This window comes from Hymenobacter glaciei, from assembly GCF_039539585.1.
Classification (GTDB): domain Bacteria; phylum Bacteroidota; class Bacteroidia; order Cytophagales; family Hymenobacteraceae; genus Hymenobacter; species Hymenobacter glaciei.
Genome location: NZ_BAABDK010000034.1, coordinates 16,572 through 40,192, shown reverse-complemented (window position 1 = coordinate 40,192; position 23,621 = coordinate 16,572). Strand labels below are relative to the sequence as shown.

Sequence of the window (23,621 nt, the reverse complement as noted above, 5' to 3'; positions counted from 1 at the left end):
CGGCATCAGCTTACCTCAACAGCAGGCGAAGTGCCTGTGAGAGCCGAATAAATAAGGCGTCAAACTAGGACTTGTATAAACTCTCGCAACAGTACAAACCGGTTTTGTACTGGCCTGTACCTCATAAATGGCTTCAGGGCGCCAAGACGAAGCTAAAATTCCCAGCGCACGAAAGCTTCAATGCCCTCATATTCGGGCAGGCCCAACTCGTCGTAGAGCTTGGCGGTGGTGCGGTTGCGGGCCTCGCTGCGCTGCCAGAACTCGCGCTGGTCGGCCCCGGGAAATAGCGGCCGGTCTTTCTGGCTCTGGTGCTTAAAGATGGCGCGGCGCTTGCGCGTGAGCTCCTGCGGCGAGAGCGGCACGGCCATTTCAATCTGGTCGATGTCCCACTCCTGCCAGGCCCCACGGTAGAGCCATACCCAGCAGTCGTCGAGCCAGGGCGTGCCCGACGCTTTGAGGCGGGTAATGCTCTCGAAAATGGCGGCCAGGCACACGCGGTGGGTGCCGTGCGGGTCGCTCAGGTCGCCGGCGGCGTAAATCTGGTGGGGCTGGATGCGGTTGAGCAGCTCCATGGTCAGGCGCAGGTCTTCGTCGCCGAGGGGGTTTTTGCGCACGCGGCCGGTTTCGTAAAAAGGCAGGTCCTGGAAGTGGGCGCGGGTGGTGGGGTCGAGCCCGGCGTAGCGCAGAGCCGCCCGCGCCTCGCCCCGGCGGATAACGCCCTTGAGCTGCTGCACCTCGGCCGAGTCGACCTGGCCGGGAGCTTTGGTGTGCAGGAAGTCGGCCACGCGCTGGTAGAACTGCTCCCCGGCCGGGTCGTTCTGCTGAAACATCTGGTCGTATTCGGCCGCGAAATCGGCGAAGCGCAGGGCATCTTCGTCAAACACGGCAATGTTGCCCGACGTCTGGTAGGCGACGTGCACCTCGTGGCCTTGGTCGACGAGCCGCAGCAAGGTGCCGCCCATCGAAATCACGTCGTCGTCGGGGTGCGGCGAGAAGATGAGCACGCGCTTTGGAAACGGCGCGGCGCGCTCGGGCCGGTAGGTGTCGTCGGCATTAGGCTTGCCGCCGGGCCAGCCGGTTATGGTGTGCTGGAGCTCGTTGAAAACCCGAATGTTTAGGTCGTAGGCCGGGCCCGACTGCGCCAGCAGCTCCGAGAGGCCGTTTTCGTTGTAGTCTTCGTCGGTCAGCTTTAGCAAGGGCTTGCTTACGGTGCGGGCGAGGCCGGTTACGGCTTTGCGCACCAGGGCGGCATCGTGCCAGTTGCAGGGCAGGCTGCGCAGCCAGGGCGTTTTGCGGGTGATAAGCTCGGCGCCGGCGGCCTCGTCCAGCACTACCTGCACGGCGGGGTGGCGTTGCAGGTAGGTGGCGGGTACCGAGTCGGTAACGTCGCCCTCCACCATGCGCTTCACCACGGCGGCTTTGCCCTCGCCCCAGGCCAGCAGCACAACCTGGCGGGCTTCGAGAATGGTGCCCACGCCCATGGTGAGGGCCCGGCGGGGCACGTTTTCCTCGCCGTAGAAATCGGATGCCGCGTCGGTGCGCGTCACGTGGTCGAGAGTGATGAGGCGGGTGCGCGAGGCTGGCCCCGAGCCCGGCTCGTTGAAGCCGATGTGGCCCGTGCGCCCAATGCCCAGCAGCTGCAAATCGATGCCGCCGGCCGCCCGAATCTGCTCTTCGTAGCGCTGGCAGAAGGCCGCTACCTGCGCCTCGGGCACGGTACCGTCGGGGATGTGCACGTTTTCGGGCCGGATGTCGACGTGGTCGAACAGGTACTCGCGCATGAAGCGCACGTAGCTCTGCAGCGAGCCCGGAGCCATCGGGTAATACTCGTCGAGGTTGAAGCTGATGACGTTCTGGAAGCTCAGGCCGTCTTCGCGGTGCAGGCGCACCAGCTCCTCGTAAACCCGCGTAGGGGAGGAGCCGGTAGCCAGGCCCAGCACGCAGGGCCGCCCCTCGGCCGCGCGGGTGCGAATGAGGCCGGCTATCTGGGCCGCGACGGCCGCCGAGGCCGCTTCGGAATCGGCGTAGAGCTCCACCGGGAGGTGAGCGCCGGCCGTGGCGGGCAGAGTGGCGAGCAGCGTGGGCATGGCGAGAATGCAGTAGGTGAAAGGACCCGGGCCCGTGCGGCCCGGGCCGAAAGGTGGCAAAACCTAGCTGATTATCAAAACAAAGCCGCGTTTTCTGTGCCTCCCGGGCAAAAATAGGCAGTTGTTTATACGCCAGAACCTGAATTCTCAGATGCTGCACAACATCATGGCATGGGTTCGCAATTGCGAAATTTTCAATGAATATTGCTTGAATATTTCGCACTTTTGAAAGTGCTGCGGGGCCACCACCCGCATGAGTATTCCCGTTGCGGCTCGGACGGTTGGCCCGTACCGCCGCAGCGTTTTTTGGGCATCGGAAGGCTCCTGCAGGCCACTTGGGCTGCATCGCTTCGGAACTGATTCCGGCCACGTATTGCCGCGCTTGCCATCTGGTATCTCCGTTTCCCCGGGGCTTGAGCCTCCTCCTACTTCTTCTCATCCCACCTCCATTTTTCTCACCCATTCATTTCCCATCATGAAAAAACCTTACTGGCTATTGCTGCTGGTGTTGGCCGTGCTGCTGGCTCCGCCCAGCTGGGCCCAAACAGCGCGCCCGGTATCGGGCACCGTTACTTCCGGCACCGACCAAGCGCCCCTGCCTGGCGTGACGGTGCTCGTGAAGGGCACCACCAACGGCAGCACCACTGGTGCCGACGGCCGCTATTCGCTGTCGGCCGAGCCGGGCGCTACCCTGGTGTTCAGCTTCATTGGCTACGCTGCCCAGGAGCGCACAGTGGGCACCAACAGCACTATCGACGTGGTGTTGAAGGAGAGCACGACCGGTCTCGATGAGGTAGTGGTGACGGCCTACAACATCAAGCAGGAAAAACGCACGCTGGTAACGGCCGTGCAGGAAGTGCAGAGCAAAGACATTATCGACTCGCGCCAGACCAACGTGGTGAATGCGCTGCAAGGCAAAGTGGCGGGCGTGGACATCACCTCGTCGGGCGGCGCGCCGGGCGAGGGCGCGGCCATCGTTATCCGGGGCGGCACCTCGCTCGACGGCAACAACCAGCCGCTGTTCGTCATCGACGGGATGATTATGGACAACGGCTCGTTTCAGGAAAGCACCGCGCCCGGCGGCGGCTCGGCCTTCAATGGCCTGCTGGGCCGCTCGGTAGGCGCCAGCAACCGCGCCGGCGACCTCAACCCCGAAGACATTGCCAGCATCACGGTGCTGAAAGGCCCGGCGGCGGCGGCCCTCTACGGCCTGCGCGCCTCCAGCGGCGCGGTGGTGATTACGACTAAAAAAGGCGTAGCTGGCGCTACTACGCTTAACTTCCGCACCCAGGTGTCGGTAGACCAGGTGAACCGCCTGCCCAAAATGCAGGACCTGTACGGCCAGGGCTCGAACGGGATTTTCGACGGTACCACGCGCGTGTCGTTCGGCCCGCGCTTCGGGGCCAACCAGCCGGTGTACGACAACATCGGCAACTTCTTCCAGAAAGGCTACACCTACCAGAACTTCCTGAACATGTCGGGCGGCTCGGAGAAGGCCTCGTTCTTTATGTCGGCCTCCAACCTGCAGCAGTCGGGGGTGGTACCCAATAGCACCTACGACAAAAGCACGGTACGCCTGTCGGGCACGGCGGCCATCTCCAACAAGCTCAGTGTGAGCGGCTCGGCCCAGTACCTGACTTCGGGCGGCTTGCGGCCCATTCAGGGGCCGGGGTTGTTTGGCTCGTCGGGCGGGTATCTGCTGAGCTTGCTGAACTGGCCGCGCGGCGACGACGCCCGCAACTACCTCAACCCCGACGGCTCGCGCCGCCGCCTGCTGGCTTTGGGCAACGGCACCGACGCCGACGCCGACAACCCCTACTGGACGGTGTACAACAACCCCCAGACCGAGCGCATCAACCGCTTTATTGGCAACGCCCAGCTGAGCTTTAAAGTAGCGCCCTGGCTCACGCTAAGCCACAACATTGGCACCGACATCTACACCTCGCGGAACACCTCGGTGCGCGCGGTGGGCACCTCGCAGGTGGGCAACCAGAACGGCGGCATCTCCGAAACCGTGGACCAGTTCCGGTCTGTCACGGCGACCACGCTGGCCACGTTCGCGCACGATTTCGGCACCAACTTCGGCGGCTCGCTCATTTTGGGCAATACCATTGAGGAAAACAAAGACCAGGCGGTGGACTACATCGGCCTGATTTTCCAGAACCCCAACTTCACCGGCCTCAACAACACGGTGAACCGCGGCGCGCTGCAGCGCGACAACACCCGCCACGTCATCGGCAACTTCGCGCAGCTGAACGGCACGCTATTCAACCAGTTGTTCATTCAGCTGCAGGCCCGCTACGACCAGTCGTCGACGTTGCCGCGCCCCGAACAGAACAAGGTGTTTGGCAAGGGCTTCCTGTACGGCTCGGCTGGTGTGGGCTATGAGTTCACCAAAGCCCTGGGCCTCGACCAGAGCAACATTCTGAACTACGGCAAGGTACGTGCCTCCATTGCCGAAGTGGGCAAGGATACCAACCCCTACCGCGTGGAATCGGCCCTGACGCAGAATACCTACATCGGTGGCGGCTTCCGCAACGACTTCTTCGGCTCGAACCCCAACCTGAAGCCCGAGCGCACCCGCACCTACGAGGCCGGCGTAGCGCTGCAGTTTCTGAAAAACCGCCTGGGCCTGGATTTCAATTACTATTTCTCCCGCACCACCGACCAGATTATCGCGCCCCGGGTGAGCCAGTCGGCCGGTTTCATTCTGCAGTACATCAACGGCGGCATCGTGACGAACGAGGGCCAGGAAGTGTCGCTGACGGGCTCGCCGGTGAAGGGCAAAGACTTCAGCTGGGACATCGTGGCCAACTTTTTCCACAACACCAACCGGGTGGAGGAGCTGCCGTTCCCGCTCACGGTGGTGTTTCAGTCCGATGCCTTTATCACCGATGTGCACGAGGGCGGGGCCTTTCCCGGCCGGTCCATCTCGGGCGTGGGGGCCTCCGATTTTGCGCGCGTAACCGACCCCAACAACCCCGATTATGGGAAGGTGATTGTGAACACTACCACCGGCTACCCCACCGTCAACAGCCTGTTCACCTACGCCGGCAACCGCGCCCCGCGCTTCACCACCCAGCTCACCAATACGTTCACTTATAAGGGGCTGTCGCTCACTTCGCTGTTTGATTTCCGCGTGGGTGGCGTGGTCATCAACGGCAACGACTGGTACCAGACCCGCGTGGGCACCTCGCCCCGCACCGCCGACCGCTACAAGCAAGTGGTGTTCGATGGCGTGGTGGCCCCGCTCAACCCCGACGGCACCATCAAAAAAAATGCGGACGGGGGCGTTACGTACTCGCCCAACACCCGCCCTGTAGAGCTGACGCAGACCTACTACACCAGCATTCTGGGGGCCGTGGGCACGGCCTTCATCGAAGACGGCTCGTGGGCCCGCCTGCGCTACGTGACCCTGAGCTACGCCGTGCCCGCCAGCCTGCTGGGCGCCACTAAGTTCATCAAAGGCGCCGAGCTGAGCGTGACCGGCCGCAACCTGGTGCTGCTGACCAACTACACCGGCGCCGACCCCGAAACGGCAGCCGCTGGCGCGGGTGTACGCGGCGGCGGCTCCGGCGGGTTCGACTACGGCAACGTGCCCGCCACGCGCGGCGTGGACATGGCCCTGCGCGTGAATTTTTAATTGCTGGTACGGTCTGACCGCCCTAAGCGGTCTGACCGGTTGAAGCACGAACGAAACCGTTGTTTCAACAACCGGTCGGACCGCCTAGGGCGGTCGGACCGGGCCAGCAACCCCCACCACTGACAACTAACCACATGAAACGATATATCCTTGGCCTCAGCTTACTGAGCCTACCGGCCCTCACCGCGTGCGAGAAGTTTCTCGACGTGAACAACAACCCCAACAACCCGGTGTCGTCGACGCCGAACTTCATCCTGCCGGGCATCATTTCCAATGGCATTCAGACGCAGATGTTCACGGCCCTGCGCACGCCGTTCATCACGCAGTACGTGGTGAGCCGCACGGCCAACAGCGGCGGCAACGACCAGTTTTTCTTCACCAACGCCCAAAGCACCAACACCTTCAACTTCTCGTACTTTCAATCGGGCGGCAACATTCCGGTGATGCAGAAGGCGGCGCTGGCCGAAGGCTCGCCCTATTACGTGGGCGCGGGCAAGATTATGCAAGCCCTCATTCTGGCCCACGCCACCGACATGCTGGGTAACATTCCATACTCAGAAGCCTACCAGGGCGGAGCCAACTTCACGCCCAAGTACGACTCGCAGCAGCAGATTTATTCCACCATCAACCAGTTGCTCGACGAGGGCCTGGTGGAGATGCTGAAGCCGGCCAGCGCCAACTTTCGCCCCCTCTACAGCACCTCGCCCAGCGAAAGCGGCGATATCCTGTACAAAGGCGACGTATTGAAATGGCAGCGCCTAGCCTACGCCCTGAAGGCCCGCCAGGCCCAGCACCTCACCAAAAAAGCCAGCTACGACCCCAACGCCGTGCTGGCCCTGTGCGCCAAGGCCTTCCAAACGTCGGCCGACGATGCGCAGCTGCAGTTCCAGCCGGCGGTGGCCCCGCTCACCAACACCACCAACATCTTCGGGCCAACCCGGGGTAACTTCGGCGGGGCCACGTTTTCGCTCAACCTTATCAAGTACCTCAACGGCACTACTTTTCCAGGGGTGGTCGACCCACGCTTTGGCGTGATGGTGCCCAGCACCAGCACCGGCGCGGCCCCCGGCGCGGGCACGGCCAGCACGGCCAACCTCACGCCCGGCTCTACGCTCACCGACTTTTACGGCGGCTGGTACGCCCGCGACCTGGGCTACTACGAGGCCATCACCTACCACGAGGTGAAGTTTATTGAGGCCGAAGCTGCTTTCCGGGCCAACAACAAAACCCTGGCGCTGGCTTCACTGAAGGAAGGCATTCGGGCCCACATCCGCAAGATGAGCGGCGGCGGCACGTTCTCGCCGCCGCCGGTGACGTTCCCGGCCATTACCTCGGCTCAGATTGAAGCCTATATCGCCAGCGCCGCCGTGCCCCAGACGGAGGCGGCCCTCACGCTGCGCTCGATTATGGAGCAGAAGTACATCGCCATGTTCCTGAACCCGGACTCGTGGTCGGACCTGCGCCGCCTGGATTTTGACTCCAACATCTACGTCAACCTCCAGTACCCCGTGTATTCGAACGGCGGCACCGGGCCGCTGCTGGGCAAGTACCCGCGCCGCCTGCTGCCGGGCGCCACCGAAGTCACCGTGAACCCCAACGCCGTGGCCGCCAACTACGCCGAAGCCGGCGCCACGTCGGACCAGGACTACGTGACCAAACCGCTGTGGTTTGACATGCCGTAGGACGGAGCCTTTGCTCCGTCTCGTCCGCGCCGCCCAGACCCACCCCCGCTTGGCGGAGCAACGACCCGGTTCGCAGCCACCGATTGGCGGAGCAAAGGCTCCGCCCTACATTCAATCAACTTCTATTCCCATGAACTATATACCCACCGCCCGCGCCCTTTGGGGCGGGCTCCTGGCCCTGGCTCTGCTGGCCACCGGCTGTAAGAAAGAGCTCGACGACTACTACACTGCCCAGGGGCCGCAGTTCCCTACGCTGCTCACCACCAATGCCCTGGGCACGGCCACCAAGTACGCCAGCGGCGAAACCGTGACGTTCGAGCTGCAGTTCGCGCAGCAAACCGACCCCATCAAGCAGATTGTGATTCTGCAGAAAGTAGAGCCCGCCCGCGACTCAGCCATCGTGCAGACCCTTACGTACGCGCCCGCTTTCTCGAAGCGCAAAAACGTGGACACCCTGGTGGTGAACTACACGGTGCCCACCGGAGCCAATAAGTCCCTGGTGCGCGTCGATGCCCGCGTGGACAGCCAGAACGGCCAGACCAAAACCCGGACGTTCTACTTCCGCCTGGCCGAGGCCACGCCGACTATCGTCATCAACTCGGGCCCTACCAACGTGACGCTGCCCACCGCCACTGCTACCAGCGCCCCCGGCGACATCATCCGCTACAGCGTGACGCTGAACAAGGGCGGCATCACGGCCGCGCCGCTGCCACCGGCCAGCACCGCCGTTATTCCGGCCGGCATTCTGTACAAGGACCTCGACAGCCTGGTGACCTACGCCAAAGTGGGCACTGCCGCCGAGCGGCGCGTGGTGCGTACCAAACTCACCGCCAGCGGCGCCGAACTCACCACCAACGTCGACATTCCGCTGCCGGCCGGTAGCGCTGGCCAGCCCATCACCTTCCGCTTCGAGGTGAAGGTGCGTACGCCGGCCCGCGCCGCCAGCGCCACGGCCACCGCCGTTTACACCCCCGCCGCTGCCACGCCCTTTGCGGCCGTGCGCACCGGCACGCTCACCTACACTGGCACCACCGGCGGCGACCTCGCTGCCTATGACCTAACGACCTTCGCCGCGGTGCCCGCCACCGGCCCCGCCACTAGCAAAGACCTGGTCATCAGCAGTACCGCTACCAACGCCGTGCAGTTCCGTACCCTGAGCACCGGTACCCGTCTGGTGCGCTCCACTGCGGCCGTGTACACGGCGGCCACGCTCAGCAGCATCCGCCAGACCTACAATGCCACGGCGGCTGCCTCACAAGTTGCCACGTTGGATAACATCGTGGTGGGCGACGTCATCATCCTCAAGCTGCGCGGCCTCGACCAGTACGCCGTGGTGCAGGTAACGGGCATCAACCGTACCTCGGCTACAGATGTGACGGTGAGCTTCAACGTGAAGGCGCTGTAGAAGCTGACCCGCATTTTCCGAATGAAACGAGCCCGGTGCATTACGCCGGGCTCGTTTCGTTTTAAGTCCTCGTTCAAAAGCAACTGGGTACAAGCACGTCATGCGCAGAATGCGCTGCATCACGGTTCCTTTTGCTGGAGTACTTAACTCTTGAATTTTTCTGTTGTACTTGTGTCGAAGAGAACTGCGAAAATCGGCCGGCTGGTGTAGAGACGCGACCCATCGCGTCTCGGCGTTGAACGATGCTGGAACGGCGCGGTCCCGAAGACGCGATGGGTCGCGTCTCTACATTGTCGGGTATAATCAAGGCTGATTACCGCCATCATATTGATTGCTGCAACCAAATTGCCACGTGAGTAATGGCAATGCTTATTCCAGTTTGTAGATGAATTCTTCTACCTCGGTTTGGCGCGCATTGGCAAAGCCTTTGTCCGTGCCGATTTTGACAAAGCCACATTTCTCCAGGACTTTCTGCGAGCCTGAATTGTCAAACGCCACTTTGCCAAAAAGAGGCCTGGCGCCTTCAATTTCCAGAAACTGGCTGAGTGCTGTTGTCGCAATTCCTTTCCCCCAGAAGTTTCGGTCTATCCAATAGGTGATTTCAGCGTCGCCATTCATTTCGAATTTCGCCATGCTCCCTGCGATGGTTCCATCGGCCAGAATCGTCTGCATATGTATGGTCGGGTCGTTTAAGAACCTGGTGAATTTCTCAACATAGGCTGCTTCGTCGGGTTGGTCTTTGGGCGTGAAGGCAGCTAAGTAGTTAGCCTCTTCGTCAAGCTGAAATCGAAAGAAAAATTCCAGGTCAGCTTTTTCGGTTTTTCGGAGTTTTACCTGTCTGTTCTGCATCAGGAGAATTCTGTTGTTGCGCTTAGGCAATGTAAGCTAGAGCGATTTCGTGGTCAGTGTACAGGTTGAACGATGTAGGGGCGGGGTCATACCCGGTAGGGCTTGCCCCCGCCCGTCGTTGAACGGAACCGGTCAACGGGCGTCAACGTCCAGGCGGGGGCAAGCCCTACCGGGTACGACCCCGCCCCTACATCCACTGACTCCGAAACTGCTCGAAGCTGGTCGCTTCAGGCAAAAGGTTGAGCCAAAGTCTAAAAGCAAAAGAGCCCGACGCAACGCGCCAGGCTCTTCTGTTTCAGGAAATCAATGCCAGCAGCCGAACCGTGCCCATCAGGGGGGGGCAAAAATGATACTGAGGTATTACTTGCCCCCGAACAGCCGCGCGAAAAAGCCCTTCCTTTTCGCCGGCTTCTCCTTGATTTTTACCTTCGAGAATGGAGCCGAGCCTTCCGGCTTTTCGGCTGCGGGCGTGGGGCGCAGCACCGGTTGCGGGCGCACGGGAGCCGGCGCAGAAGCCACCGTGGGCGCGGCTGGTTGCGTGGCCGGGCGCGGGGCCCCGGCCGGAGATTGGCCCACGGCCAGCTCGGGGCCGGCCTGGCCGGCGGTCACCACGCGCATGGGGCGGCTCTCGTTGTGCAGCCGGTCGACGGCCGTGACGTAGTAGGCGTAGGCCTGGCCGGGCACGGCGGTGGTATCCACAAATGTGGCGGGGTAGCCGGGGGCGGGGCGCGGCAGGGCCAGGATGTGGCGCGGGTCGTTGGGCGTGGCGCGCTCGTTGGCCTCGAAGCGGTAGAGGACGTAGTAGGTGGCAATGTCGCCGTCGGCAGCGGGCGCGCCGCTCTGCCAGTTCAAGGTCACGTAGTGGCTGAGGCGGCGCAGGGTGAGGTTGGCCACGGGCAGCGGCGGCATAGCGTCCATCCAGGGCATGGTGGGGATGAGGGCCGGGTAGCGGAACAGGTTCCGGCGCAGCGAGTCGGTGGTGTGCAGCGGGTTGGTGAGCACCGATTTGGCCGAGAAGAACACGCTGCCGGGCGCTTCGCCGTCGTAGCTGCGGTTCAGCCGAATCTGGCGGGGCAGCTCGCGCGGGTTGCGCCAGGTGGTGTCCGAGCGCGTGCTTTCGAGCATGCGGTAGGTGCCGTGGCCGATGTAGAGGTGGCGGTCGAAGTGGTTGCGCGTCCACCATTCGAGCAGCACGGGGTAGGGCACGAGCTTGAAATTGGTGCTCCAATACAGCTGCGGCAGGATGTAGTCAATCCAGCCCTGCTCCAGCCACAGGCGCGAGTCGGCGTACAGGTTCGAGTACGACGGCTGCCCGGCGCGGGTATTGGAGCCCAGCGGGTTGGCCGATTTGTTCATCCACACACCAAACGGCGAGATGCCGAATTTCACCCAGCGCTTGGCCGACCGAATGCTGTCGTGCAGGTCGCGGATGAGGATGTTCACGTTCTGCCGGCGCCAGTCGGCCAACTTGGCAATGCCGTCGGGGTTCTGGTCGCGGAAGGCGGCTTCGTCGTGAAACACTTGCCCAACTGCCGGGTAGGGGTAGAAATAGTCGTCGAAGTGCACCGCATCAATATCGTAGCGCCGCACCACGTCCAGAATCACGCGGGTGATGTGGGCGCGCACCGCCGGCAAGCCGGGGTTGTACAGCAGCTGCCCGCCGTAGCGCAAAAACCACTCGGGGTGCTGGCGGTAGGGGTGGTTGGGGGCCAGGCGGCGCGTTACCGAGTCCATGGTGGCGCGGTACGGGTTGAACCAGGCGTGAAACTCCATGCCGCGCCGGTGCGCCTCAGTAATGAGGAAGGGCAGCGGGTCGTCGCCGTTGGCCGGGGCGCGGCCCTGCACGCCGGTCAACCACTTGCTCCAGGGCTCGATGTCGGACTTGTAGAAGGCATCCGAAGCGGGCCGGATTTGCACGAACACCGCGTTCAGGCCGGCGCGCTGGCCGGCGTCGAGCAGGCGGCGGTAGTCGCGGCGGTACTGCTCGGGCGCTTCGCCGCGCTGGTTGGGCCAGTCGATGTTCTCGACGGTGGCTACCCACATGCCGCGCAGCTCGCGCTTGGGCGGCACTCCCTCCTCGGCCTGGGCCTGAACCCGAACGGCGCTAAGCAGGCCGCTCCCCAGCAGCCCTACAAACAACAGAAGCCGGCCAGCGGCAAGAAAACGGACCATCAAACGAAATTGGCAACACAGAAACGCCCGCAAATTACGCCGAGGCCGTCGAAGCCCGGCGCCGACGTCTCCACCGGCTTCAGAAGCTGTATAGAAAGTCGGTGTGTCGAGGTAGAGACGCATACTTGCGTCTCGTCGTCTGTGCCGTTCAACAGTAATCGTTCAACAACGAGACGCAAGTATGCGTCTCTACACTGTTCTGGCGACTTCCTAAAACAACTTCTCAATCAGAACCAGCCAGCCAAACAAACCCAACATAAGAAGGTCGGATTTCTGAAATCGAGCCGTACGGGCGCGAAATCAGAAATCCGACCTTGAAAATGGCGGATTCGGCCGCCGTGTTCAGTTACTTCAGGAGCCGGTCAGCTCGGTATCCGTTTCCGGAGCATCTGGGCCGCCTTCGAGGCCGTTGGTCTGGCTGGCGTTGCCGTAGTCGCCGCGGATGCCCGCGCCGTCGCCCATGTTTTCCTGGGTGCTGGTCGGAATCGCGCCATCGGCGGCGGTGCCGGCTTCGGGGTTGCCGCTGGCATTTTGGTCGCGGTCGGTGCCTTGGTCAGGCGTGAGGCCGCCGGTGCTGGCTTGGTCGGGGCGCGGGTCGGTGGGGTTTTGCTCGGGCGTAGGCATGGGGGAAGAGGGATAAGGAATAGGGGAGAAGGGAAATGAGCCGCCTGCTTGGGTGTACGGCCCCGGGCCGGCGTGGTTGGCGCGGTAATTTTTGTGGAACCGGATGCGTCATAATGTGGCATCTGGTGCGAACTTGCCAATGGGAAGCTGGGTCTGGTTCGCCGGAATTACCATATGCCCCCTTTTTGCCTGTTTTCTTCTCCATTCCCTTTTCCATTTACCCGCCGTGGCCGATTCCATCGACGACTTCTACCACCAGAAAACCGATTCTGAACTGCAGTTTTTTGTTGACCATCCCGAGCTCTACCAACCCAGCCTGATTGACTCTGCCCGCCGCGAGCTGCGTCGCCGGGGCGTGGCGCTGGCCGCCCCGGCCGAGTTGCCGGCCCTTACCTACGTTTCGCCCGACCAGTCGCCGGCCGGCGGCCTGCGCACCGGCCCGCTCGCCCTGGGCCTGGCAGCGGTATTGGTTGTGGGCCTCGGTAGCTTTTACGTTGTGAAGCAAAAAAAACAGCCGCCGCCCGTGCCCACGGCCCCGGCCAAGCCCAAAGCCCCACCGCGTTTGGAAGAGGTAGAAATGTCGGCCATTCCTACCTACGACGGCGTGGTAGACCAGGCCGTGGCCCAACAGGTGCAGCGCCTGCCCGCCGCCGAGCGCGCCGCTGCCAAAGCCAAGGCCAACGGCATGGCCCTGCGCCAGTACCGCGAGCTGGCCAAGCGCTTCTGGGCGGCCGAGTGCCAGACGGAGTACCTCACCAACCAGGCCCACGCGGGCAAGGCCGGCGCCATGTTTGCCGACCAGGCCCTGGTGGCCCGCGCCACCTGGAGCAACTGGAACAAGGCGGCGGTGTACACCTACAAGTTCGGCCCCGCCATGCAGGAAGATTTCCAGCGCATGCAGGAAGTAGCCAGCAGCCAGCAGCACGTGCTGGAACGCATGCCGGACCTGCTGCCGCAACGGCAGTTTTTGACGGACAAAGAGCTGAATGCCCGCGGTGCCGAAGTGCAGGATTGGCTGCGGGTGCTGTGCCCGGCATCGCCCGTAACGGGCAAAGCGTACAAAGCCACGGTAATTAAGATGCAGATGTAGACGCTGCTTGCGGCCGAACAACTGGCAAAGTGGCCGGTTGCCCAGGCTGGCGCGCTCCTTGCCGCGCCGTTTCGCAATGGAAACCCCCGACCCCGCCGCTCCAGGCGCTACCGCTGCCCTGGCTGCCCAGCTTTTCGCCCAAAAAACCGAGGCCGAGCTGCTGTACCTGGCCCAGAATGCGGCCCGCTACCCACCGGCCGTGGGGGCCGCCGCCGTGGCCGAGCTCAGCCGGCGCGGCCTGCTGCCCGAAGCCGCAAGCCCCCAGCCCCCGAAACCAACCGCCGAGCCCGAAACCTGGCCGCAGCTGCTGGGCCAGCTGCTGCGGGGCCTATTTATTCCCTCGCGTCGCTTTCTGGTTACGCCGCTGCTGATTGATGCCTGCCTGCTGGTGTTTGGGCTGATGGTGGTGCTGGGCGGCGTTTCGGCTACTAACCCGACCGGGCACCAGCTGGTGCAGTGGGGTTCGAATGTGTCGGGGCTCACGCTGCACGGGCAGCCCTGGCGGTTGCTCACGCACGTTTTTGTGCACGCCGGCCTCTCGCACCTGCTGCTCAATCTGTTCTCGCTCTGGCTGCTGGGCTTGCTGGTGGAAGACCGCACGGGGCCGCTGCGCCTGCTGATGGTGTACCTGGCCAGCGGCGTAGGCGGCGGCTTGGCCAGCCTGTGGTGGCACACCAACGGCATCAACTCGGTGGGAGCCAGCGGGGCCATTTTTGGCCTCTACGGCCTGCTGCTGGCGCTGCTCGTCAGCAAAAAACTGGTGCTCGATAAGTCCGACCGCCGCGCCATGCTGGGATTGGTGCTCTACCTGGTGCTGAGCAACCTACTCTCCGGCCTCAGCGGCAACGTTGATAACGCGGCCCACCTGGGCGGGCTGGCTACCGGCTTGTTCCTGGCTGGTCCGCTGGCATTGCTGGGGCTGCAGGGAGGCGAGCAGCACCTAGCCGGGCACGATGGAAAGTAAACAGTTCGGACCGGTTGCCGGTAGAACGTTACAAATAGAACGTCATGCTGAGCTTGTCGAAGCATCTCTACCGCAGGAGTAATCCCTGATAATTGGGTTAGTCACGTGGTAGATATGCTTCGACAAGCTCAGCAGACGTTCCTTTTGCTCACTGCTCACTGCTCACTGCTCACTGCTCACTGCTCACTGCACCCAAAAACCATGAAAGCCCTTCAACTCGATGCCATTCACCAGCCTGTGGTGCTGCGCGACATTCCCACCCCCGCCCCCGGCCCCGGCGAAATATTGGTGAAGCTGCACGCTGCGGCCCTTAACCACCGTGACGTTTTTATTCAGGAGGGCAAGTACGCGGGTATTAAGCTGCCCTGCACCCTCGGGGCCGACGGCGCCGGCGAGGTAGCTGCCCACGGCGAAAACGTGCCCGCCGCTGCCCCCGCCGTGGGTGCCCGCGTGCTCATCAACCCCGGCCTGCGCTGGGGCGACAACCCCCGCGCCCAGGCCCGCGACTTCGCCGTGCTCGGCATGCCCGACCCCGGTACTTTTGCCGAATACATTGTGCTACCCGCCGAATACATCCGGCCCCTGCCCGCCCATCTCAGCTTCGAGCAGGGCGCCGCGCTGCCGCTGGCGGGGCTCACCGCCTACCGGGCCGCCTTCACGCGCGCCCAGGTGCAGCCCGGCGAACGCGTGCTTGTGACGGGTGTGGGCGGCGGGGTGGCCCTCATTGCCGTGCAACTGTGCGTGGCCCGGGGCTCCGAGGTGTGGGTCACCTCCAGTTCCGACGACAAAATTGCCCGTGCCCGGGAGCACGGCGCCAAAGGCGGCATCAAGTACAGCGACGAGAACTGGGTAAGAACCATCACCCAGTTTGCCGGCGGGCTGTTCGATGTCATCATCGACAGCGCGGGCGGGGCCGCTTTTGGGCCGCTGCTCGACGCCGCCGCGCCGGGCGGGCGCATCGTGTTTTTCGGCGGCACGCTGGGCAACATTCCCGATGTACCGCCCGCCAAGGTGTTCTGGAAGCAGCTCAGCATCCTCGGCTCCACAATGGGCACACCGCAGGATTTTGAGGACTTGCTGGCGCTGGTAACGGAAAAAGGCATTGTGCCCGTGGTCGACGAAATATTCCCGCTGGCCGAAACCGAAGCCGCCCTGCGCCGCTTGGAGGCTGGCGCGCAGTTCGGCAAAGTGGTGCTGAAAATTGGCTAAGCAACTGCTGCGAAATCAGCAGGGAAAAGACCCTATAAATACACCGTTTTAGAGCCCTTTTCCCTGCTGATTAAAAGCAGTAAAAACGGTGTTTTAAGGAATGAAAATGCGGTTTTTATGGTTGGATAAACACGCGGGTAATCGACTAAAACCCCGCTTGTTTTCGCATATGAAATCTGCTGCTCAATACCTCGAGAATCACGTGTTCGAAGCCCGTCGCCCGCGCCGCGAATTGCAAGCCGTTGTGGCGTACACCGATGCCATGCAAGCCATCGAGCAAGCCGTGGCCGATGCCGAGAAGTACCGCTACCTCCTGATGCGCGCCCTGCGCCACACCGATGCCCCCGCCACGACTGCGCCCGCTGTCTCTTTCTTCGCTGAGGAAGCTACGGTGCTGCCACTTTACCCCGGGCAGTCGCGCCAAGCGGCGTAGTTGTAAGCAACCCAAAAGCTCAAGTACCCCGAAGTTTTACCGCGGCCTGCCAGAACGTTAATCGTTCAGCGAGCCACAGTAAAACTTCGGGGTACTTCGTTATGATTTCCCCAGATGCCCGGCCAACGCCGCCGCCTGAAGCCGCAACTCCGGCACGGCCGTCGACTCGAAGTAGGCGGGCCGGCGGCTCGAGCCCAGGGTAAAAAGCCCTGGTGCAGCCCGGTTCTCATCGTCGAGGAGTGCGCCGTGGGGGTCGGTGAGCAGGCCCAGCCGCAGCGGGTCGGGCACAAGATCGCCGGCTTCGCGCAGGCTCACCACCAGCGGGTCGGCAATGCGGGCATAATCGAGCAGCGGCCCGGCGCAGTTGATAACGTGTTGGGCCGTGAGCCAGGAGCCGGCCTCGCCATGCGGCCCCACGCGCACGCGCAGCAGCGGCCCTTCGGGAAGTATTTCACGCACGGTGCCCATGTGCAGCTGCATCAGCCCAGCGGCTGCGAGGGCGACCACGGCGGCGGCATTCTCGGGTGGGCTGCGGTGGCGTGCCACGGCCCACAGGCCCGCCAGATGCTGCAAAAAGCGGTGCTGCTCGGCCAGCGGCCACACCGCCCAGATGCGGCCCAGGTCGGGCCGCAGCGCATCGAGTACCGGCTGCCACCCTATGCCTCGGGCCGCTGCGGCCCGTAGCTCGCGCTTAAACACCGCCACGGCGCCATTCACGGTAGTTTCGTGGGCCATCGCACTGTAGAAATTGGGGTAGGGCGCGGTGGCCGGCTCGTGGGCAGCGGGCCAGCGTCCGTGCCGGGCCACCACGGTAATGGGGGCCTGGTGGCCATCGTGCCGCAGGGCCAGCAGCACATCCACCGACGTCAGGCCCGAACCGATAAGCAGCACCTGCTCATCGGGGCCAATGCGGCGCAGGTTGCCCGCCGCCCAAGGGTCAGCGTGGAAACCGGGGTGGTGCAGGTAGCGCAGGTCGGGGCCGGCGGGCGGCGGCGGCGGGAAATTGCCCAGGGCCAACACCACGCTGTCGCTGGCAATGGTGGTGCCGTCGGCCAGTTGCACGGCGCGCTGGCCGTTGGGCTGGAGCGGGGCGGCTACGGCGGTCGTGCAGTGCCATTGCACCCCGGCGGGGCCAGCGGTAGGGGCCAGTACCGTGGCCAGCTCTTCGCGCAGGTAGCGGCCGTAGGTGGCGCGCGAGGCAAATTCCGGGGTGCCGCCGCTGTTTTCGGGCTGCCGGGCCAGCCATTGGGCGAAATGGTGCGGCTCGTTGGAATATAGGCTCAAAGCGCCGGGGCGCACGTTGAGCAGGTATTCGGCGCGCCGGGCCGTGTAGGCCAGGCCTGGGCCGGGAGCCTCGCGGGGCTCGATGAGGTGGATTTCGGCCCCGGCCAGCGTTGGCTGCCGGCGCAGCTGCAATGCCAGGGCCGTGCCCGCAAAGCCGCCGCCCACTATGGTAATGACAGGGTGAGCGGGTAGATTCACGGGCGAAAAGCTGAACTGATTGAGAAGGTAAAAGAACGTCATGCTGAGCGCAGCCGAAGCATCGCTACCACGCAAGTAAACCCCATGGTTTGGAATACTACTGCGGTAAAGATGCTTCGGCCGCGCTCGGCATGACGTTCTTTTTTAACAACACTACTGACGCTACAGATACCGGCCGGGCACCAGATAGTTCTGTACGTAGTCCTGAATGCCGTCTTCGAGGCGCGTGAATGACCGGTCGTAGCCAATGCTTTTCAGCTTGCTCATGTCGGCCTCGGTGAAGTACTGGTACTTGTCGCGAATGTCTTCTGGCGTGTCTTTAAAGCGGATATCGGCCGTGCGGCCCAGGGCTTGAAACGTATTAAGGGCCAAATCCAGGAAGGTGCGGGCCTCGCCGCTGCCCAGGTTGTATATGCCCGAATCCTTGCGGTGGTTCAGCAGGAAAAAGCACACTTCCACCACGTCCTTCACGTACACGAAATCGCGCATCTGGCCGCCGTCGGTGTAGTCGGGGTTGTGCGACTTAAACAGCATCATCGAGCCCGACTGCTGAATCTGGTGGAAGGCGTGCATGATAACTGAAGCCATGCGGCTTTTGTGGTACTCGTTGGGCCCGTACACATTGAAAAACTTCAGGCCGGCCCAGAAATAGGGTTTCTCTTCCTGCTGCAACGCCCAGTTGTCGAAGTCGTTTTTCGAGTCGCCGTAGGGGTTGAGGGGGCGGTAGAGTGGGAACAGGGCTTCGTCGTGGTCGGAGTAGCCGAGGGTGCCGTCGCCGTAAGTCGCCGCCGAGGACGCGTACACCAGCGGCAGGTTGTACTGCACGCAGGCCTGCCACATCTGCTTCGAGTAGTTCAGGTTCAGCAGGTCGAACACGGCCGGGTCCATCTCGGTGGTGTCGGTGCGCGCGCCGAGGTGGAAAATGAATTCTACCTGCTCGTGATGAGCTGCCAGCCACTCAAAAAATGTTTCGCGGTCGACGTATTCGCGCAGCTTTTTGCCTTCGAGGTTGGCGAGTTTCTTCTCGATGGAGAAGTTGTCGACCACGACGATGTCGTTGAAATTGGCCGCGTTCAGGCGGGAGACAAGGCAGCTGGCAATGAAGCCGGCCGCGCCGGTTACTACTATCATGAGGCAAAAATTAGGGCGGGTGGCAAAGGTAGCGCGCCGGAAAAAGAACCTGCAGCATGACGTTCCAGCGCTTGACGTTCTGCCAGAACAAGCCAGCCCAACGTCCGGGCCTACCTTTGCCCCATGCGTTTCTTTCTGCTGCTTCTACCCCTGGCCCTGCTGCTGGGTTGTCGTTCCGAAACCGAAAAAACGGGCCTCGTGCCCGTGCGCGACGGCCTGGGCCGGGCCGTGCAGCTGCCGGCCCACCCGCGCCGCGTGCTGGCCCTGGCCCCGAGCATGACCGAAATGCTGTTCGCCGTGGCTGATACCGCCACCATCGTAGCCCGCTGTCCGCAAGATAATTACCCTGCTGCCGTCTACCGCAAGCCCGTCGTCAACAACTACCCGCTCGACATGGAAAAGCTGGTGCTGCTGAAGCCCGACGTCGTGTTCACCGTCGAGGGCATGACGTCGGTTGACGATGCGCAGCGGCTGCAGCAGCTCGGTATTCCGGTGTATTACCTGCGGTTTCGTAGCGTCGACGACGTGTTCAAGGGCATCGACGAAGTGGGGCGCCTGCTGGGCCGGCAGGCGCAGGCAAAGCACTTGACCGACTCGCTGCGGCAAAGCCTGAAGACCCTCGCGAATGGACCGGGGCTTCAACCCGCCAATCGCCCCAACGTGCTGGCCATTACCTGGCAAGACCCCATCTACTGCTACGGACAGAACACGCTGTTTACCGACGAAATTCGCCTCGCGGGTGGCCAGAATGCCCTCACCGATACCTTTCCGCAGCCCTACCCGGCCCTTACCCGCGAGTATATCCTCAAGCTGAACCCCGACGTGCTGCTTGGCGGCAGCTTCGAGAAGCTCGACAGCACCTTCTTCAAAAACTACCCCGAGCTGAAGCGCATCAACGCCTACCAGAGCCGGCGGGTGTTCGCCATCACCGGCAACTTGCTGGAGCGGCCGAGCCCGCGCGTGGTGGAGTCGGTGCGCGAGCTGCAGGGGTTGCTGCACCAAGGGCGTGAGATGCAGCCGGCAACAGCTCGTGCAACGGCTAACTAATTGAGTGCGCCAATGTGCTCGTAAAGTTCTTGTTATGATGCAGTTGTTTTTTTTGGCGCTTCTCATACTAGCTGGCCCAGCCTGCGCGCAGAAACAGATTGAGGCCATCGTGTTGGCCGATGGACGTTTCAGTGGCACGGGGCTGGTTGCGCAAAGTGGACGGGTACAGGCGCAACTGCACCACGGCTACGCTAACCAGCAATTTGCTGTGCCCATGACGGACACCACGCGCTTGCCAATTGCCTCGGTCACGAAGCTGTTTACCGCCATTTTGGTGCTGCAGCTCTGCGAAAAATCGCAACTGCGCCTGACCGATAACGTCGGCCGCTACCTTAGCGACTTGCCCAGCACTTGCCGGGATATTACGATTCTTCAATTGCTCACGCATTACTCCGGCCTGAAAAACGAGCCGGGGGCAGCCTATGCGAATCCGTATTCGGCCGCTGAGTTTGTGGGCAAGTTTGTAGTCAAAAAGGAGGGACCACCGGCCCCGACTTTCAACTACAACAACGTCGACTACATTTTGCTGACGCATTTACTGGAAGTACTTGCCAAAAAAAGGTACTCCGAACTAGTGCAGGAAAACATTCTGAAGCCACTCCACATGAGCAATTCCGGCGTTATTTCCGAAAGCCAGATAATTCCGGGGCTTGCCTATGGTTACCACAACTACAGTTTTGGGGGCGGCAAGCCCAACCAGCTACTTCAAAACGATGCCCCGCTGTACCTGTCTAATTATGCTGGCGCGGGAGCCATCTATTCTACCCCCGCCGACCTGCTGAAGTTGGTACAGGCCCTGAAAGAGCACACGCTGCTCAACACTCAAACCACGGCCCTGCTTTCCACGCCCCAGCAGAAAGGCTTTGTGGAATACGCCCGCGGCAAGCCGGCCATAGGGTTTTACTGCAACGATAAAATCTTTCCGCAGCCAGTGCTGGAGCGCCGGGGCAGTATCAATGGCTTTAATTCGGTGCTGCTGACGAATAAAGCCTTTGATAAGGTCGTAATTCTGCTAACCAATACCGACAACGCCGATTTAGAAGCAATAGGCGATAAGCTGTATGCCGAACTCAAGTAGCATCGGCGACTTAGCCCCGCGTCGCCCGTTGTGGTGGCTGGCCCTTGGGCTGCTGCTGCTGCTGGCGCTGCTGGTACTGGGCCTGCACGTGGGCAGCTACAGCACCTCGTACGGCTTCATCCTGAACACCTTCCGGCACTACGACCCCGCCGACCCTGCCCAGCTGGCCCTGGTGGAGCTGCGCCTGCCGCGCCTGCTGCTGTCGGTGCTGGCCGGCGCCAGCCTGTCGGTGAGCGGCTACCTGCTCCAAACCCTCGTCACCAACCCGCTGGCCGACCCCTACCTGCTGGGCACGGCCTCGGGCGCGTCGCTGGGCGCCATTGCTGCTTATGTATTGGTGCCCTCGCTCACGCTAATGGGCGTGTACCTGCCCCCAGTGGCCGCGCTGGCGGGCGCTTTCGGGGCCACGGTGCTGGTGGTGGCGCTGGGCACCAGGCAAGGCAAAATTCTGCCGGCGCCGCTGCTGCTGGCCGGGGTGGCGGTGGGGGCCCTGGCAGCTGCCATTGGCAGCCTGCTCACTTTCCTGGCGGCGCCCGAAGGCAGCCTGCGCAGTGTGGTGTTCTGGGCGTTTGGCAGCTTCGAGCGGGCCGGCTGGAGCGTGTTGCCATACCCGGCCGCGGTGCTGGGCATCAGCCTGGTGGTGCTGGCTTTTTTGCAAAAGGACCTGAACCTGCTGCTGCTAGGGGAGGAGCGGGCTGCTGCGCTGGGCCTGCCGGTAGCGGCGCGGCGCTGGCTGCTGGTGGGGCTGGCGGCGGCCCTCACGGGCGGCGTGGTGGCGCTGTGCGGGCCGGTGGGCTTTGTGGGCCTGCTGGTGCCGCACCTCACGCGGGGGCTGCTGGGCACCACGGGGCGCTACAATTTGCTGGGCTGCGCGGTGCTGGGCGGGGCCTTCCTGCTGGCCTGCGACCTGCTGGCGCGGCTGCTCTACCCACCGGCCGGGCTGCCGGTGGGGCTGGTCACGGCCCTGTTCGGGGTACCCTTCTTCGTATATTTGCTGCGGAAAACCACTTAGTTGCTGGTTGTTTGTTGTCAGTTGTCAGGAGCAGAAAATGCCTTTTCAGACTGACAACGAACAACTAACGGCTGACAACGAAAAGAATGATTTACGTCTCCCGCCAAGAACATTTCAACGCTGCCCACAAGCTCCACAACCCCAAGTGGAGCGACGAGCGCAACCGGGAGGTGTTCGGCCCCTGCGCCAATGCCAACTGGCACGGCCACAACTACGACCTCATTGTGACGGTGAAGGGCAGTCCCGACCCCGAAACCGGCTTCGTGGTCGACCTCAAAGCCCTGTCGGACCTGCTGCGCACCCACATTACCGAGCAGGTCGACCACAAAAATCTCAACCTCGACGTGCCCTTCCTGGCCGGCCAGATGGCCAGCACCGAGAACCTGGCCATTGCGTTCTGGCAAATCATCGAGCGCGAGCTGCCGGCTATTACGACGGCCAAGCTGCACTGCGTCAAACTCTACGAAACGCCCCGCAACTTCGTGGAATATTACGGGGGATAAGCAATTAAAAATTAAGAATTAAAAATGTCCAGGCACACCGCAGGGGCAGAAACAATTTTTAATTTTTAATTCATAATTTTTAATTCAATAAATGAAATATTACTTGATAGCCGGCGAACGGTCGGGCGATTTCCATGCTGCCAACCTCATGCGCGAGCTGCGCGGGCAGGACGCCGACGCCCAGTTTCGCTACTGGGGCGGCGACATGATGCAGGCCGAAGGCGGCGAGCTCGTGCGCCACTACCAGGACCTGGCCATCATGGGGTTTCTGGAGGCCGCCACCAGCATCCTCAAGTTCCGGGGCTACCTCAAGCAGTGTCAGGCCGACATTCTGACTTACCAGCCTGACGTGCTGATTCTGGTAGATTACGCTGGCTTCAACATGCGCATGGCGAAGTTCGCCAAAGAGCAGGGCATTAAGGTGTTCTACTATATCTCGCCCAAAATATGGGCCTGGAACCAGGGCCGCGTTGCCAAGGTGAAGGCCTACGTGGACAAGATGTTTGTCATTCTGCCCTTCGAAACGGAGTTCTACCAGAAGTTCGACTATGCCGTCGACTACGCCGGCAACCCCACGGTCGATTCCGTAGCTGAGTTCCAGCCCACCGCCGACTTCTACGAGCGCAACCGCCTGGAGCGTGACAAGCCCATTATTGCCGTGCTGCCGGGCTCGCGCAAGCAGGAAATTGAGGAAATGCTGCACGAGATGATTGCCATTCTGCCTGGTTTTCAGGAGTACCAGTTTGTAGTGGCCGGCGTGAACAACCTCGACCCCAACTACTACAAGCACTTCCACCGCAACGGCATTCGGTTTGTGTTCGACCAAACCTTCGACCTGCTGAGCCACGCCACGGCGGCCCTGGTAACCAGCGGCACGGCTACGCTCGAAACCGCGCTTTTCGACGTGCCCCAGGTGGTGTGCTACCGCACCAGCGCCCTGAGCTACGCCATTGGCAAGATGGTGATTAAGGTGCCCTACATCTCGCTGGTGAACCTGATTGCCGGCCGCGAAGTAGTGAAAGAGTTGATTCAGAACGAATTCAACGCCCGCAACCTGCTCGACGAGCTGCGCAGCCTGCTCACCGACCCCGCCTACCTGGCCCGCGTGAAAGCCGGCTACGCCGAGCTGCGCGAAAAGCTGGGCCAGCACCAGGCCGCCAAAAAAACCGCCGAGTTGATGGTGGGTTACCTGCGCGCCGCCCGTTAGCCT

Annotated in this window: 18 protein-coding genes; 12 read left to right on the top strand and 6 right to left on the bottom strand. The window is 62.4% G+C overall.

Going from position 1 to position 23,621, the window contains the following annotated elements:
* Window positions 1–152 precede the first annotated feature (152 nt).
* Complete coding sequence (gene nagB, locus ABD837_RS22800) at window positions 153–2,087, bottom strand: glucosamine-6-phosphate deaminase (protein WP_345059217.1); 1,935 nt, start codon at window positions 2,085–2,087, stop codon at window positions 153–155.
* A gap of 475 nt (window positions 2,088–2,562) precedes the next feature.
* Between nagB and ABD837_RS22795 the strand changes: the two genes are divergently transcribed.
* From ABD837_RS22795 to ABD837_RS22785, 3 genes are all read left to right on the top strand, one after another.
* Window positions 2,563–5,730, top strand: a complete 3,168-nt coding sequence (locus ABD837_RS22795) for a SusC/RagA family TonB-linked outer membrane protein (protein WP_345059215.1) — start codon at window positions 2,563–2,565, stop codon at window positions 5,728–5,730.
* A gap of 134 nt (window positions 5,731–5,864) precedes the next feature.
* Window positions 5,865–7,412 (top strand): SusD/RagB family nutrient-binding outer membrane lipoprotein, encoded by a 1,548-nt coding sequence (locus ABD837_RS22790; RefSeq protein WP_345059213.1) that lies wholly within the window; start codon window positions 5,865–5,867, stop codon window positions 7,410–7,412.
* A 130-nt stretch (window positions 7,413–7,542) separates the two neighbouring features.
* On the top strand, window positions 7,543–8,817 hold the full coding sequence (locus ABD837_RS22785; protein ID WP_345059212.1) for a hypothetical protein: 1,275 nt from the start codon (window positions 7,543–7,545) through the stop codon (window positions 8,815–8,817).
* Window positions 8,818–9,186: 369 nt separating this feature from the next.
* Here ABD837_RS22785 and ABD837_RS22780 read toward each other — a convergent pair whose 3' ends face one another.
* The 3 genes from ABD837_RS22780 to ABD837_RS22770 all read right to left on the bottom strand — a co-directional run bounded on the left by ABD837_RS22780 (window position 9,187) and on the right by ABD837_RS22770 (window position 12,462).
* The gene (locus tag ABD837_RS22780; protein ID WP_345059211.1) at window positions 9,187–9,666 is read right to left on the bottom strand and encodes a GNAT family N-acetyltransferase; all 480 of its coding nucleotides are present in this window, start codon (window positions 9,664–9,666) and stop codon (window positions 9,187–9,189) included.
* Between the two features lie 360 nt (window positions 9,667–10,026).
* Window positions 10,027–11,838: a family 10 glycosylhydrolase gene (locus ABD837_RS22775; RefSeq protein WP_345059209.1), complete on the bottom strand. Its 1,812-nt coding sequence runs from the start codon at window positions 11,836–11,838 to the stop codon at window positions 10,027–10,029.
* Window positions 11,839–12,189: 351 nt separating this feature from the next.
* On the bottom strand, window positions 12,190–12,462 hold the full coding sequence (locus ABD837_RS22770; protein ID WP_345059208.1) for a hypothetical protein: 273 nt from the start codon (window positions 12,460–12,462) through the stop codon (window positions 12,190–12,192).
* Between the two features lie 226 nt (window positions 12,463–12,688).
* Between ABD837_RS22770 and ABD837_RS22765 the strand changes: the two genes are divergently transcribed.
* The 4 genes from ABD837_RS22765 (at window position 12,689) to ABD837_RS22750 (ending at window position 16,158) form a co-directional block, all read left to right on the top strand.
* A complete protein-coding gene (locus ABD837_RS22765) occupies window positions 12,689–13,552 on the top strand; it encodes a hypothetical protein (RefSeq protein WP_345059206.1) in 864 nt (287 codons plus the stop codon).
* Window positions 13,553–13,628: 76 nt separating this feature from the next.
* Window positions 13,629–14,516, top strand: a complete 888-nt coding sequence (locus ABD837_RS22760) for a rhomboid family intramembrane serine protease (RefSeq protein WP_345059204.1) — start codon at window positions 13,629–13,631, stop codon at window positions 14,514–14,516.
* Between the two features lie 201 nt (window positions 14,517–14,717).
* Window positions 14,718–15,725: a zinc-binding dehydrogenase gene (locus tag ABD837_RS22755; RefSeq protein ID WP_345059202.1), complete on the top strand. Its 1,008-nt coding sequence runs from the start codon at window positions 14,718–14,720 to the stop codon at window positions 15,723–15,725.
* 169 nt (window positions 15,726–15,894) lie between these two features.
* Window positions 15,895–16,158, top strand: coding sequence for a hypothetical protein (locus ABD837_RS22750; protein WP_345059200.1), 264 nt, complete (start codon window positions 15,895–15,897; stop codon window positions 16,156–16,158).
* A gap of 99 nt (window positions 16,159–16,257) precedes the next feature.
* Here the strand turns inward: ABD837_RS22750 and ABD837_RS22745 are convergent, their stop codons facing one another.
* Both ABD837_RS22745 and rfaD read right to left on the bottom strand, forming a co-directional pair.
* Window positions 16,258–17,640, bottom strand: a complete 1,383-nt coding sequence (locus tag ABD837_RS22745; protein WP_345059198.1) for an FAD/NAD(P)-binding protein — start codon at window positions 17,638–17,640, stop codon at window positions 16,258–16,260.
* A 162-nt stretch (window positions 17,641–17,802) separates the two neighbouring features.
* Window positions 17,803–18,771: an ADP-glyceromanno-heptose 6-epimerase gene (rfaD, locus tag ABD837_RS22740; RefSeq protein ID WP_345059196.1), complete on the bottom strand. Its 969-nt coding sequence runs from the start codon at window positions 18,769–18,771 to the stop codon at window positions 17,803–17,805.
* A gap of 123 nt (window positions 18,772–18,894) precedes the next feature.
* Between rfaD and ABD837_RS22735 the strand changes: the two genes are divergently transcribed.
* From ABD837_RS22735 to lpxB, 5 genes are all read left to right on the top strand, one after another.
* Window positions 18,895–19,818: an ABC transporter substrate-binding protein gene (locus ABD837_RS22735; protein WP_345059194.1), complete on the top strand. Its 924-nt coding sequence runs from the start codon at window positions 18,895–18,897 to the stop codon at window positions 19,816–19,818.
* A gap of 34 nt (window positions 19,819–19,852) precedes the next feature.
* Window positions 19,853–20,896, top strand: coding sequence for a serine hydrolase domain-containing protein (locus ABD837_RS22730; protein ID WP_345059192.1), 1,044 nt, complete (start codon window positions 19,853–19,855; stop codon window positions 20,894–20,896).
* Window positions 20,880–21,908, top strand: a complete 1,029-nt coding sequence (locus ABD837_RS22725; RefSeq protein ID WP_345059190.1) for a FecCD family ABC transporter permease — start codon at window positions 20,880–20,882, stop codon at window positions 21,906–21,908. The genes ABD837_RS22730 and ABD837_RS22725 overlap by 17 nt, the downstream gene beginning before the upstream one ends.
* 86 nt (window positions 21,909–21,994) lie before the next feature.
* Window positions 21,995–22,411: a 6-pyruvoyl trahydropterin synthase family protein gene (locus tag ABD837_RS22720; protein ID WP_345059188.1), complete on the top strand. Its 417-nt coding sequence runs from the start codon at window positions 21,995–21,997 to the stop codon at window positions 22,409–22,411.
* A 91-nt stretch (window positions 22,412–22,502) separates the two neighbouring features.
* Complete coding sequence (gene lpxB, locus ABD837_RS22715; RefSeq protein WP_345059186.1) at window positions 22,503–23,618, top strand: lipid-A-disaccharide synthase; 1,116 nt, start codon at window positions 22,503–22,505, stop codon at window positions 23,616–23,618.
* The last annotated feature ends 3 nt before the right edge of the window (window positions 23,619–23,621 follow it).